The sequence below is a fragment of the Phyllobacterium sp. LjRoot231 genome (assembly GCF_964253365.1).
Lineage (GTDB): Bacteria > Pseudomonadota > Alphaproteobacteria > Rhizobiales > Rhizobiaceae > Phyllobacterium.
This window is the reverse complement of record NZ_CAXUQT020000003.1, coordinates 135178-148809: the sequence shown is the minus strand read 5'-3', so window position 1 is coordinate 148809 and position 13632 is coordinate 135178. Positions and strand designations below refer to the sequence as shown.

Annotated in this window: 9 protein-coding genes and 2 pseudogenes; 3 read left to right on the top strand and 8 right to left on the bottom strand. The window is 56.7% G+C overall.

Going from position 1 to position 13632, the window contains the following annotated elements:
* Nucleotides 1-104: 104 nt before the first annotated feature.
* Nucleotides 105-230, top strand: a pseudogene (locus tag ACSQ3H_RS26735) (IS6 family transposase); the annotation flags it as partial.
* A gap of 347 nt (nucleotides 231-577) precedes the next feature.
* Here the strand turns inward: ACSQ3H_RS26735 and ACSQ3H_RS26730 are convergent.
* The 6 genes from ACSQ3H_RS26730 to ACSQ3H_RS26705 form a co-directional block, all read right to left on the bottom strand.
* Complete coding sequence (locus tag ACSQ3H_RS26730; protein ID WP_436120132.1) at nucleotides 578-889, bottom strand: MucR family transcriptional regulator; 312 nt, start codon at nucleotides 887-889, stop codon at nucleotides 578-580.
* 172 nt (nucleotides 890-1061) lie between these two features.
* On the bottom strand, nucleotides 1062-2045 hold the full coding sequence (locus ACSQ3H_RS26725) for a nucleoside hydrolase (RefSeq protein WP_436120131.1): 984 nt from the start codon (nucleotides 2043-2045) through the stop codon (nucleotides 1062-1064).
* 35 nt (nucleotides 2046-2080) lie between these two features.
* A complete protein-coding gene (locus ACSQ3H_RS26720) occupies nucleotides 2081-2908 on the bottom strand; it encodes a nucleoside phosphorylase (protein ID WP_436120130.1) in 828 nt (275 codons plus the stop codon).
* 22 nt (nucleotides 2909-2930) lie between these two features.
* The gene (locus tag ACSQ3H_RS26715) at nucleotides 2931-3905 is read right to left on the bottom strand and encodes an ABC transporter substrate-binding protein (RefSeq protein ID WP_436120129.1); all 975 of its coding nucleotides are present in this window, start codon (nucleotides 3903-3905) and stop codon (nucleotides 2931-2933) included.
* 33 nt (nucleotides 3906-3938) lie between these two features.
* Entirely contained in the window at nucleotides 3939-4754 is an 816-nt protein-coding gene (locus ACSQ3H_RS26710) for an ABC transporter permease (protein ID WP_436120128.1), read from the bottom strand.
* Nucleotides 4744-5577, bottom strand: coding sequence for an ABC transporter ATP-binding protein (locus ACSQ3H_RS26705; protein ID WP_436120127.1), 834 nt, complete (start codon nucleotides 5575-5577; stop codon nucleotides 4744-4746). The genes ACSQ3H_RS26710 and ACSQ3H_RS26705 overlap by 11 nt, the downstream gene beginning before the upstream one ends.
* Nucleotides 5578-5759: 182 nt before the next feature.
* Between ACSQ3H_RS26705 and ACSQ3H_RS26700 the strand changes: the two genes are divergently transcribed.
* Complete coding sequence (locus ACSQ3H_RS26700) at nucleotides 5760-6704, top strand: LysR family transcriptional regulator (protein ID WP_436120126.1); 945 nt, start codon at nucleotides 5760-5762, stop codon at nucleotides 6702-6704.
* Nucleotides 6705-6794: 90 nt separating this feature from the next.
* On the opposite strand, the gene ACSQ3H_RS26695 is transcribed toward ACSQ3H_RS26700, so the two are convergent.
* Nucleotides 6795-11348: a molybdopterin cofactor-binding domain-containing protein gene (locus ACSQ3H_RS26695; protein WP_436120125.1), complete on the bottom strand. Its 4554-nt coding sequence runs from the start codon at nucleotides 11346-11348 to the stop codon at nucleotides 6795-6797.
* A 766-nt stretch (nucleotides 11349-12114) separates the two neighbouring features.
* Nucleotides 12115-12300: pseudogene (locus tag ACSQ3H_RS26690) on the bottom strand (IS5/IS1182 family transposase); the annotation flags it as partial.
* Nucleotides 12301-12553: 253 nt separating this feature from the next.
* Here ACSQ3H_RS26690 and ACSQ3H_RS26685 point away from each other — a divergent pair.
* Entirely contained in the window at nucleotides 12554-13033 is a 480-nt protein-coding gene (locus ACSQ3H_RS26685; RefSeq protein WP_436120124.1) for an adenosine-specific kinase, read from the top strand.
* Nucleotides 13034-13632: the final 599 nt, after the last annotated feature.

Below are 13632 nucleotides of genomic sequence, written 5' to 3'. Positions count from 1 at the left end.
CCCATCCAACTATTCAAGGAGAACGCAGATGTCCGCAGTTGAACAATTCGAAGGGTGCTGTCACATTGTTTTTGGTTTAACAGTTTGACGCTAGACGGTTCGGCATGAACCAGCCCCTCGCCCATTACAAGAACCACCGTTTCCCGCCAGAGATTATCGCCCGTGCGGTTTGGCTTTACTATCGGTTTCCGTTGAGCCTGCGCCACGTTGAGGAATTGCTGCTTGAAAAACCTTCTGCCAACCAAATTCACAATCACAGACTGAAAGCCATGGCTCAGTGGAAAGCCATCAGTGGCCAGCTCGTCTGAAACTGTCAGCACGGCATTAACACGCCCGTCCTTCAAACAATGTGACAGCGCCCGAACGTGAGCGCAGCACCAACTTAGTCCCGATCGAAATATCCAACTTCCGTCGTCTTGCAGTTGCCCATCGATTTTTGCAATTTGCTGAATGTGCCTATAAACGTGCCGCAGCGGCTACAAACGATAGGACTGGAATCGGTAAGGTTCCGCCGCACCGCTATCATGATCGCCGTGCAGTTTGAACATTTAAACTCCGGAAAAGCGACATTTGCCATTTAGGACTCCCCCGCTGCTTTCTGCATGCGGCCAAGTCCTGTGGTGCTTGCAAGCTGTGCACGGGTTGCCGCGTAATTTGATGCCATCGGGTATGATCGGCCCAGTTGCCATCTTTCGCGGTCCTGTTCGGGCATGAGACCAACTGCTTTCATCAAGCGGTATTCTTGTCGTAAACCCTTGCTGGCGGCGTACACGGCGGTGAAACTGCGGACGTACTCATCGTAGAACACTGGGTTCCAATCATAGTGGTGACGGCGATCCTGACCAGCCCAACCATCGTTTATTGCCGTGGCGCGAATTGATTCAAGCATTTGAGTTCTCCCTGATTGCCTTGTGGCATGAGCGCAAGCTCCAGGGCTGACTCAGGTTGTTCTCGCTGAACCGCGCCGCACCAAAGGCCTTGTTTTTCCATGCAAAATCAGAATATACGTCTCCATCGGCGCCAGGACGATGTCGTGACCAGGCGTCCGCTTGTTTTCAGAATTAAGCTGTTTTTCTCTCCGACGTGGCCAGCATGGGGATATGCGTTCCGACGAGCAGCTCGAGTACGCGCCGTGCATCTACAGCGGTGGCGACCTGCTGATCGGGTGCGGTATCCCATTCGCCCGGCGGATAGGGTGTTCTCCAGTCCCGCTGGATGGTTTGGCCTATCGCAATGCCTTCGGTTACGACACGGACCGGACCCCGTCGGACACCAAAGAGCGTTCGATCGACGATGTATGCCGCCGCGGTCGAGTCGTGGACATAATAGCCATCGATGCCGAACTGCGCGTGGAAAACGCGATAGCCCCGTGATGTCTCCACAATGAAACGCCCCGGCTCTCCACCGCCACGCTCCAGTCTTTCCAGTTCGACCGGTCCCATGATGACCTGTCGCGTGACATCGAGTCCTATGGCCGTCACGGGCCACGGCGCTCCGAACACGATGTCGGCTGCCTCCGGATCACCAATGATATTGGCTTCCGCGACGGGTGTGACGTTGCCGTTGCAGCCGGCAACACCAAAGGCCCCACCCATGATAACCACTTCCTTCACAAGTGGTGCGATGTCGGGCGCCTCGGACAGTGCCAGCGCCAGATTGGTCAACCGCCCGACTGCGAGCAGAATGATCTCGTTCGGGCGTGCGCGAACCTCGTCGATAATGAACTGGTGCGCCGGACGCGGATCCAGTTCAGGCAGACCGGTATGCTTGAGTGCGATATCACCGAGCCCGTTTTGGCCATGGATATGGACGGGGGGAAGGCTGGCAGCGCCTGCCAAGGATTTCCCGGCGCCGCGGGCCACAGGTGCTGCTATCGAGAAACGATGTTTCAGATACAAAGCGTTGCGCGTCACCGTATCGATATCGCTATTTCCGAACATGGTAGTAATGCCGACAAGATCGACATGCGGGGTAGCGTTCAGGAACAGCAATGCTGCGGAATCATCCACACCTGGGTCGGTATCGAAAATCACTTTCGTCCTCATGGTCCGCTCCGGTTCTAGCGCGTTATCCATCGCGATCACTTCTGGAGGCCGGGGAAGAAATGCTTCTTCCCGGCCTCCGCCTTCCTGGCATCCCATCCGGCGAGTATGACAACGGCACGGCTCGCCACCGCGCAGCATCGCTTGATCGATTCAGCGGAATCCTCGCGCTTCTTCGTGATGCGGTTGGCGCCGACCGAGCAGACCATGCCACCGCGGAAGCCGAAGAGTTGGGCAAGCGTGAAAATGGTTGCTGCCTCCATCTCGAAATTGGCAACTTTCGCCCGCCGCAGGTCCTCGATCACATGATCCATCTTCGTTTGCCAGAAACCGCCGGGCATCGGGTTGACCTCGCCGGCATAGAAGCTGTCGACACTCGCGGCCAAGCCGATGTGGTATTTCTCGCCCATGTCTTCTGCGGCCTGGATCAGAGCCATTAACACCTCATGATCGGCAATCGCCGGATAGGATTTGTCGACATAGGCATCAACCGTGCCTGTCAGGCGCAGTGCGCCCGTCGCGATCACAAGATCACCGGGTTCGATTTCCGGCTGAAGCGCAGCGCATGAGCCGACGCGGATGAAGGTGTCAGCGCCGCAATTGGAGAGCTCGACGATCGCAATGTCAGTTGAAGGACCGCCGACACCGTGGGAGCAGACAGTAATATCGACGCCATCGAGCTTGCCGCGAGCAGTACGATACTCGCGAAAATTGGCGACTTCTTCGTAAGAATCCCAACAGCTTCCGACCACCGGCACACGGCCGGGATCGCCCGGCGTGAGCACATAGCGCGAGACATCACCTGACTTGATCTTGAGATGCATCTGCAAGCCGTCGGGATGAATGGGAGTGTGCTGAACGTTCATGGGTATTCGTTCCTGTTTTTGCTTAATTGGCGGGAATGAAATCCGTCGAATAGAGCTTCGAGGTGTCGAGGTCGCTCTTCAGATCTCCGAATTCACGCAGCGTCTTTTCTGTCTCGCCGATCACGGCACCGTCGAAGGCACAGGCGCCTTTGGCGCGCGAGAAATCGGTGTACACATAGCTTTCCTGCAATTCGAGCTGCTTGGCTTGTTGAACAGGATCGAGCTGACTGCTCAGCGCCACGACCGCCTTCACCGTCTCGTCCTTGTGGGCGTAGGCGTAGTCGTAGCCCCTCTGCGTGGCCGCCACGAAGCGCTTTACGAGGTCCGGGTTTTCCTCAACCGTCTGACGTGCCGCGAAGATGACTTCAGCGTATGTGTCGATGCCGAAGTCGGAAGGCAAAAGCGCTGAGGTCTTGTGACCCTGAAGATCGAGCGCCACTGCCTCGTTGATGACGAAATCGGTCTTCGCATCGACGGAGCCGTTGACCAGCAGCTCGGTGCTCGGCGAGACGACCAGCTTCAACTTGTCAAGCGGAACACCGGCTTTGGCCAGCATCGCCTTTGTCATTGTCCAGGGCCCACCCTCATTATAGGCGAGCGTCTTGCCGATCAGATCGGCGGGTGTCTTGATGGCGCTTTTCTCAAGCGAGATCACTCCGGCCGGATGGCGCTGGAAACAGGCACCAACCATAACAATGTCCATGCCATTGGCGACACCGAGCAGGATTTGACCGACATCATTGGTTCCAAAAGTATTGGCTCCTGAAGCAACCAAAGCGGTGGAATTAAGGTTCGGACCGCCAGGCATGATGTCGACGTTCAGGCCTGCATCTTGATAGAAGCCCTTCTCCTTGGCGATCACGTAGCCAGCCGACTGCACGTTGAGCAGCCAAGGCAGGCGCAGCGAAATGTCGGCGGCGGCGACGGCGGGGACAGCACAAGACGGTGCAGCGGATAGAAACAGCGCAGCCGACAGGGTAAGCAAACAGGATTTCATTGTTTGATCTCCGGAATGAGGGAAAGGAACTGATCAGCTATCCACGTTGGCCTCTGGCCAGTAGAGACTGAGTTTTTCGGCGACGATCACCAGATAGAACATCAGGATGGTTGCGATGGAAGAGGCGACGATTGCGGAAAACAGCATTGCTGCATCCTGCTGATAGCCGGCGGTGACGATCACCGTACCGATACCAAAATTCGCACCGGTGAATTCCGCGACAATGGCACCAATGACAGCGATGCTCGAACTCACCTTTGCGGCCGCAAATATATAGGGGAGTGCAGCAAAGAGGCGTGCATGGCGAAGAGTCTGTGCACGGGTCGCGCCGACCACGGCGAGAAACTCCAGACTTTGGCGGTCTACCGTGCGCAGTCCCTTCACGGTATTGACCAGCATCGGAAAGAAGCAGGCGATGGCAGCAATGGCGACCTTGGGCGCCAGACCAAAACCAAGCCAGATGGTCAGCAAAGGAGCAATTGCGAGAATTGGCATGGCTTTCAGCGTAATTGCCCATGGAAAGAGAGCTCGCTCCGCCGCTTTCGAATAAAGGAAAAGGATCGCGAGGCCAACGGCAACAAGCGTGCCGATAATGAAGCCAAGAATTGCCGCCGCCATCGTATAGGCGAGGTTCTGCAACAGCATCTCCCGCGTTTCCCACAGCTTGGCGGCGATGGCACTCGGTGCCGGAAGCAGGTAGCCCGGTATGGCAAAGATTTTCACTGATAGCTCCCAAACAATGGCGATGGCGGCGAAAATGCCGATGGCTGGTGCCAGATCGACGATCCGCGAACCGTAATCCGCTATGTTCAGGCGCAATGACTGGGTTCTGGCCGTCTCAGTGCTCATGGATCAAGATCTCCAGTTCTTGCGTCTGCCGGATGTAGTCGAAGCTGGCGCGCGCCATCGGATCGCTCTCGCGTGGGTTCAAAACCGGCATCACCGCCTTTATCCGGCCGTGACGGGGTGCCATGACAACGATGCGATCCGACAGGTAGAGGGCTTCCGGAACGCTATGAGTCACGAATACGACGGTCAATCCGCGGGCTTTCCAGACACGGATCAGTTCGTCATGCATCTCTCGCCGGGTAAAGTCGTCAAGCGCACCGAAGGGTTCGTCCATCAGAAGAATTTCTGGCTCGTAGGACAGTGCTCGTGCAATCGCCACACGCTGGCGCATGCCGCCCGATAGCTGGGCCGGATAGTGATCGGCGAAACCCTCCAGATGCATGAGGCTGAGCAAATCGAGCGCCCGCTTGCGCCGTTCTGCCGGTGAACCAAGGCCGAGGATCTCGAGCGGCAGCTCGACATTCTCAAGAGCTGTCTTCCATGCAAACAGGCTGGCGTCCTGAAAGACGAACCCGAATTTCTTCTTGCGCTGATACTCCGCCGAAGACAGTCCGTGGACGCGGACTTCGCCCTTCGTCGGTGAAATGAGGTTGCTGATGATGCGCAACAGTGTCGACTTTCCGCAGCCGCTGCGTCCGACAATCGAGGTGAACTTGTTCTGAGGGATGACAAGGCTCACATCGACAAGCGCCTCCACGCTACCTTTCCGCCCGGCAAATGACATGGAGACCGCGTCCACTTCGATCGCGGATTTGACGGCCGCAACATTCGTCAGGAACGGTTTTGCTAAAGGGGGCACTCCCCTTTCTGGCGTGGTGAGCATGCTTGTACCCCTCTTGATGAGGCTGGCGAACTTGTCTGTTCGCCAGCCTGCATCACTAACCCGAGCCTGCGTGGCTTTCTCAATGGTTGCCTGTGATAGTAAGTCCCGACAAGGCGCTTGCACCAGCAGATTTATTGGCGCTTACTGAGCGAATTATTCGCGCGCTTTCTTCGAGAGGACCCATGGCGCTCCTGAAAACCTCGCTCATCCATTTCGACGCCGCGATCCGGCACGGATCAATACGCAAGGCAGCCGAAAGCCTGAACGTGGCCTCCTCGGCGATGAATCGCCAGATCCTTCAACTGGAACTGGAAATGGGCGTCGAATTGTTCGAGCGGCTCCCGCGCGGTATTCGACCGACGGCAGCAGGTGGCGTGCTGCTTGCTTATATTCGGCGGTGGAACCGCGAAGCCTCTCTGGTAAAGCAGGAAATCGGGAGCTTGCGCGGCGGCATACGCGGTACAATCCGTATTGCCGCTGCCGAAACCTTCACCGAGGATGTATTGCCGCGTGCCATGACACGATTGCAGGCACAGTTTCCCCATGTCGATTACACACTGATCTCCGGCGACAACCAGCGTATCACCAACGAGCTTTTGGCCAAGGAGGCGGATATTGTTCTCGCCTACGATGTCGGCAACCATATCCGCGCCGAGCGCGTGCATTCCATCACTGAGCCGATCGGTGTCATCACTGCGCCGGACCATCCACTTTCGTACAAACAGGAAGCCACGTTGACCGACATCGCCCAATGGCCGCTGATCGCTCCGGGCGAAGATTGGCTGCGCCATAGTGGGTTGAAGCTGCTGTTTGAAGGGGAACAGGCGTTGGGACGCATCGTAGCGCGAGCGGAACGGCCGGGAATACTCAAGGCGCTTGTTCGTTCCGGGCTGGGGATTGCACTGCTATCATCACTCGGGGCGGAAAGGGAGGTGGCGGAAGGCAAACTCGCTTGGGTGCCGCTTGCAGACGGCATCATGGAACCTGCTCGTATTTCGATGCTGGTGCCCCGCGGCCGGGTTCAGCCCGTCTATATGATGGTCTTTATCGAGATACTGAAGCGAGAATTTATCGACTTCATGCAGGCCAACGCGCCTGCGCGCAAGCGAAACGAAATCGATGCATGAAAGCCGCCGGCCCGCATCGATGAATACACCGAATTTGTGGTCGTTATTGTCTCGAACAAAGCGGGTTGTTTTCTCCAAGGCTTGTGTTTCTCAGGAAGCGATCTGATCGAGAGAGACCTCGCATGCCTTGCGAACCTCCTGAACCGTCGCAGGCACTCTCATGCTGAACAATGTTGAAAGCCCTCGTTCTCGCCTCGACTCCCGAACGGCATCCTTGATGGCGAAGAAGACTGAATTGGCGAGCACCAGCGGCGGCTCGCCGACTTCTTTTGCAGAGAATATCCCCTGGTCATCGGGAGGAATATCAACAACGGAAGGATCGTTGCGCGGAAAGAGCGAGACGTTGAACTCGAGCGGGATCGTCACATGCGCAGGAATCTTGTAGCGCCATGTATTGACGGTGTTCAGGCGTCCCTTTTCCTCACCCTCCGGTTGGAAGACCAACTCCTCGGTCATGAGAAATCCGATCCCCTGCACAAAGCCTCCCTCGATCTGGCCCACGTCAAGCGCCGGATTGAGACTCCAACCGATGTCGTAAACAACATCCGAGCTCAGGATCTTCGTCTCGCCCGTCAGAACGTCGATGTCGACGACGGAGCAGGCCGCAGAGTAGGTAAAGCCGACGAACTGGTTCTGCACATCTGTCACCTTGTCGACAGCGGCGCGCGTGATCCCGGGGATTTCCGGCTGGTCATCTGGTTGCTTGAAAATCAGAACCGGCATCTGGAAGTCACCGTGTTCAATGTCGACGTTGAACGTCGTCGTCAAGCTCAGACGATAGACATAAGCCAGGTGGACCAGGTTCTGCCAGATCAGCGATTTGCGTCCTCCGACGACTACTTCGGCCGCCCATCCGGTTTCCCCATGATTCCAGAAGTCGACACCATTGGCCCTGCACCAGTCGTTGCCATTATCCTTCAGCAATTCATAGCCGAATTCCGTCAGGCGGCTTCTCAGCTGTTCGCACGTGCGCTTGACCGCCTCCGCACTATATGGCGTTCCGGTCGAAGCACCGCTGCTGCTGGCGTTCGGGGTGGTATCCGTCTGTGGGCTTTCGATGTGAATAAGAGACATTGGAATGTTGAGCACATAGGCGGCAACCTGCAGTGCCTGTGTCAGGAGCCCCTGCCCCATATCCACGCCGCCCTGGTGGATTACGATCGAACCATCGGCCTGATTGACAACGACGATTGCCGACGACTGCTTCAATTGCTCGAAATTATATCCGGAACCATACTTTACAGGGATTATGGAGATGCCGCGCTTGCGCCATTTGTTCATCCGATTGAAGTTTTGGACCTCCTGGAGCTTCTTGTCGAAATCACACTTGTTCTTCAGGTACGTCCACACCTCGGCGATATAGCACGCGGTTAACGTCTGGCCATATGGCGTGACATCCCCTCGGACGTAGAAGTTCTTCTCACGCAACGCTTCCGGACGCATGCCGAGCGCCTCCGCAGCATCGTCGACGAGATTCTCCAGGATGTTCTTGGCCTGAACGTCGCCGAACGCTCTCATGGCGGTATTGGGCGCCGTATTTGTCCGACAGACATCGATCCGGCTTTCGAAATTATCAATCATGTAGGCGTTGTCGATGCGGGTCTGGATGCAATTCGTGACGACGTAGGAACAGTCATAATAGGCGCCACCGTCTGCCCAGATTGACAGGTGCATCCCCTTGATGACGCCCTTGTCTCCGGACCTTGAGGAGCCATCATCGACCGCGATCTGCCCCTCACCGAATAGTGCGTGCCGCTTGCCGATCATTGCAGTGTCTGCGTCCCGTGACATGGCAAGGCGGACCGGCGTGTCCATGACTGCGGCCGCCACAGCCGTCGGACCGGTGACAAACCGGGCCTGCTCGGTCTTGCCGCCGAATGCGCCCCCTAGAAGGCGGGTCTGCAGCTTCACTTTATTGTATTGGACGCCGAGAGCCATGGCGACCGTCTGCTGCATTTCCATCGGGCTTTGGGTGGATGAATTGACGACAATGCGCCCCTCATCCGAGGGGATAGCAAGACAGGCCTGCGTTTCCATATAAAAATGGGCTTGCCCGCCGGTTCTCTGATTGTTGACGACTCGAGTGCAATTAGCGCCATCGACAAAAATATTCGGCGTCACCAACGGTGCCTGATCAAAAGCCGGAGGCAAGGTTGTCGAGGCGAGCCAGTCGAAGCGGCTTCTCGGGCGTGTAATCTTCCAGATATGGCACAGGAACGGCGCAGTGGAGGGTGTATCCGGGTAGATGCTGCCCCTGCTGATGGCATCTTCGAGCGTCAGCACCGGCTCCTGCCAGGGCGACGGCCAGTCGATGGCTTCATAAGCCAGGCAATTCTCAGAGACATACTGCGCGATCCTGTTGGCATCTTGCTCATTGGTGGCAAGCACAAGAGCAATTGACTGGCCGACATAATGGACAGAGCCATCGGCAAAGAGTGGCTGGTCGAGCGCCATCCCCTGAAGATTGAGGCCACAGGGTGGAATATCTGAACACGTTATCAAACGTTGAAATGCTGGGAATGTCGCCCTCAGATAATCGTTCAGTCCACGAGTTGTAATCGAACCGGCACTGGGCCACTGGTAGGAAAAACGGCTCAGGGCGCGTCGGCTCTGGACGAAGGCGGCGTAAAACGTACCCTGAGGATAGGACAGTTCGTGCGTGTAATGCGTGCGCCCCGAGGATTGGGCAAGCGCCGTGCTCTTGATATAGGGCTTGGCGACTGGCGCCTTGTAGTCCTGGGCCACATAATCCTGATGGCCGTCACTTACACCCCAAGTTCCCCATGTCATTTCCCCGGCGGATCTAACGCTGTCCGGAACGAAAGCGCCCGCCTCGATAAGCAAATTCAGTCCCCCCTTGAGGAACATTGCAACGGCGAGCTGCGCTCTATATTCTTCGGTGAATCCTTCATCTGGCAGGCCGTGCATGCGTGGACGAGCGTCTCTTAACGCCTGCTTCACCTCATCGTAAAGTGGTGCGCAAGCCTTCCCCAAAGCGTCATAGGTAAATCCATTTCCAAAACACTGACTGAAATTAAAAGGTGACGGCGACCATATCGATGAATTTATCCCGCCAAAGGCGGCCACTATCAAGGGAGGAGCATTTTCAAGAATCTCCACAGAAAGCTTGCAGTTAACAATGGAATGGGAATTTACCTCTCTTATGGCGACTTTCTGAGCCACCGCTGAAGTAGAGGGCGGGTATATGTTGATCAAAGGAACATGGAAATTTGCGAGAACGATTCTGCTCGCCAAGCTTGGATCAATTTCGACATCTTTTATGAGAGAACTGAGATCGTTGGGCGTGTGCAGATCATAACCGCCGCTGCCCAGGTCGATTTCATAATATTCCAAACAGCCGGAGATAGAGTAGAGCGCGGTGGCAATGTCGGAGGGAAATGGTGCTCCCGTCCCTTTGGCAATATGGTGGACAAGCAACATGATGTTTCCACCGATTGTCGCAGCATTGCGAACAATCCTGCCGGCCGTCCGTCGCACCATGTAGTCGATAGAGGACAGATCGTCTGTGACCTTTCCTCCGTATAGGCCGTCGCAATACGTATAGAAATCCTGAAATTCACCATAAGTTGTGGTAGCTGGTACATTCCAAGAGCCGTCGTCTGACGGCGCTACACCGTCGCGCTCCGGGTATAAAAGGGGTTTTTGCAATTCCTCCACAAACCTCAAATCGATAAATGCATCGGTATTTTCGAACTCCTCTTTGTAAATGCCGTATGATGTTCCGCCATGAATGAAGCGGAAGCTGCTGCCTTCCCCAGACAGCTGAGCGGCAGTCGCGGCGAGATCCCGCATGTTCGTCGGCGTAAACCACTTTACCTTAGCTGTGACGACAAGTGGCTGCGGCTGCGCCGGTTGTGTTGCTGGAACTGGAAACTTGACGGTGCTCCCTTCCGGTATGTGAATTTCCGGATCTTCTAGACAGTGCATCGCGTTGTGCTGGTCCTGCTCGCTCCAATCGCTCGCCATGGTTTTCATACCCGTCAGGATTGGCCGATAGCCCGTGCACCGGCAAAGATTCCCGTCGAAGGCATCCTCAATCTCCTGCTTCGTGGCGCTCGGACGATTTGTGATGAACTCCGACATGTTCATCACGAAGCCGACGCTGCAATAGCCGCATTGGCTCCCGTTGTTGATGGCGAGCCGCTGTGCGACAGGATTGATCTTTGAAACGTCGATTGCCGTATTCCCGGCTGGCCCTTTCAGGTCCGCTTTGAGCGTGAGAGCGGCCGTCGTTTGATCTGTCACCTCTATCAAAGCCGTAGGAATCGGCGAATTGATCTGTGCACCCGAACGAGAGCCTGCCATCTGGTGGGTCCGGTAGGCGGGTGGCGGCGGTGGAACGTTGCCTGTGCCCTCGATTGTCGTCACGGCAAGTCCGTTGAGCGAACAGAGCCGGCGCAAGCAGGAATTGATTGCCCTATGCCTGACCTTGCCATTGGGCCAATCCGACAGGACAACGGTGCATCCGCCGCAGCCCCCCTGACCGCAAGGTTTCTTCGTCCCGGTCAGTCGCACTTCCGCTGATCGAAGGTAGTCAACCAGAAGTATTTCAGGCGACGGATTGTCAATTACAACTTCCTGGCCGTTAAGAAGAAATCGTAGCTGCGAGGTCGTCGATGCCATTGCGGTCCCCTTGGCGATGAACTTTGAATCCGAATGCGATGCGAACAATCCTCTGCGAAACCCTGGCGCGGCCACCTCGCCACCTTCAAGGATGAGCGGCCGAAAAATGCGGTCGGTACGCCATTTTATGAAATACAGTGCGCTACCGCGAGGACGGCTGCGGCTCCCCTCCACGTGAAGGGAGCGTTGTCCAGTTGGCCGATGCGCGCTGATTTATGGGTGTGGTGATTCTCCCGACTGCCGTTCCTAGATTATTCGACAGAATGAAAGAAGCACTAGAGCAAAAAGCTGAGCGTCATGAGCGAATATTTCGCTCGCATTAAGAGCTAAGAGAGCCACTGCACGCCAGGCCGTATCAAAGTGCCCTTATCGGCCCCCTGATAAACTGGACGTTTTGTTCAAATTCGTTTGCCATCGATACTCGATCCGCTGAAAATGCCGCTAACGGTAGATTTTACGCGACTACTTACTTGTCTGCGGTTTGCTTATTATGCCCGCAAATGAATACTGCAATCCGGCTTGGTGCGAGCGCTGACCGGAGGAATTCGAACCGCAGCCCCGAATAGATATCGCGACATGCGCGATGAGATCGTTACTCATTGCCTTTGCCGAGTCGGCCATTTTCCGCTGCAAGCCCATTAGGAGAGCATAAAGATCCGTGGGGCAACTACACTACGACCCCGTAAATGGGTTCTTCTCGTGCCGCGACTCCTGCCGTTCAAAGAGCCTTCGTCATCAACTGCCCCACAGATCTTTATGCTCTCCAGCCCAGGGTCAGCGCCGTCTCGATGGCGAGATCGGAATACCGGCTTGGCCTCCCCGGGTCTTGCGTCGCAAAGCGCGCCACCCGGCCCCGCCGGCGCAGACCAGCCTCATAAACCGCCCAATTCGTCACCCTGAATTTCATCTTTGCGATGTGATGACGACGATCGGCGTTGTGTTTGTACGGCATGGCACCCGGATCAAGCTGATTGCAATCCTGCCTGCCTATCGCCAAACCGTTGACAAAGGATCGATGCACCAATGCCCCATTTGAGTGTCACGTGACAAGGAGATTCGCCCGTGTCTGCGCCTGGGCTGTGTCGGGCGATCCGCGAGGAAGGCGGGGGTGGCAGCGCGGGGGGGGCGAATCGGCTGCCTGTGGCGGCTTGAAATCGCCTTCCGTCGGCGTACCATTGCGTTGCCTACCTTGAAGGAGCGCAGCCATGGAACTCACCGTCGTGCCCATCGTCAAGCCGGACGCCGCCAACTTCATTTTTGGCCAGTCGCATTTCATCAAGACTGTGGAAGACCTCCACGAGGCGCTGGTGGGCGCGGTTCCTGGCATCCGCTTCGGGCTGGCCTTCTGCGAGGCCTCCGGTAAGCGGCTGGTGCGCTGGTCGGGTAATGACGAAGCCGTGCTCGCACGCGACAACGCATTGGCCATTGGCGCCGGCCACACTTTCCTGATCTTCCTGGGCGACGGATTCTTTCCCGTCAACGTGCTGGCTGCGGTGCGTGCGGTGCCAGAGGTCTGCCGCATCTACTGCGCGACGGCCAACCCGACACAGGTGATCGTCGCGCAAACGGAGCTGGGCCGCGGCGTGCTCGGCGTGGTGGATGGCGCCTCACCGCTGGGTGTCGAAACCGACGCGGACATTGCATGGCGGAAAGACCTGCTGCGAAAGATCGGCTACAAGCTGTAGTGGCTGGATGAAGCCGAAGTCGACGGGCCTGCATGGACAATACCGTCAAGCCCATGATCCAGACGCCCGGACCGTTCACGCAACGCCGGCGGTGACCCCGCGCTACGGCGCGTGCGGTCGCCGCATGCCATGCCTCTGGCGGCGCTCTGGTTGCCCCATCACGAGGACTTGCGACGCAGCACGAGGGAACAGCGTCGGTGCGCATAGGGCCGCAGGCGTACGACAGGGTTAACGACCATCGAGGGCGAGATCATTGACGCGAGCGATTGCGGAGCAGCTAAACCGGTGCGCGACAGATTGGAGATTCGCCGTGCCTGCCCCTCGCCTCGTCTGGTCCCATCTCGCCGGCCGCGAGGTCCTCCCAGACTGGCTTGGAACGGCCGAACATCGGCTTAAAAGGCGCAACCTGCACCGGCAGTTCCCGATGAGTCATTATGCGATTTTCGGAGCAAATACCGAGAACATCAGGCTGTTTAGTACTCAAAAGTGGCGACGACTGATGGGGATATACGTTCGTTTAAGGATGCCGATAATGCGGATTTGGATTGAACCCGAGGGTCTACAACTTCTCTGTAATCGCACCATAAACCAAGTGATAC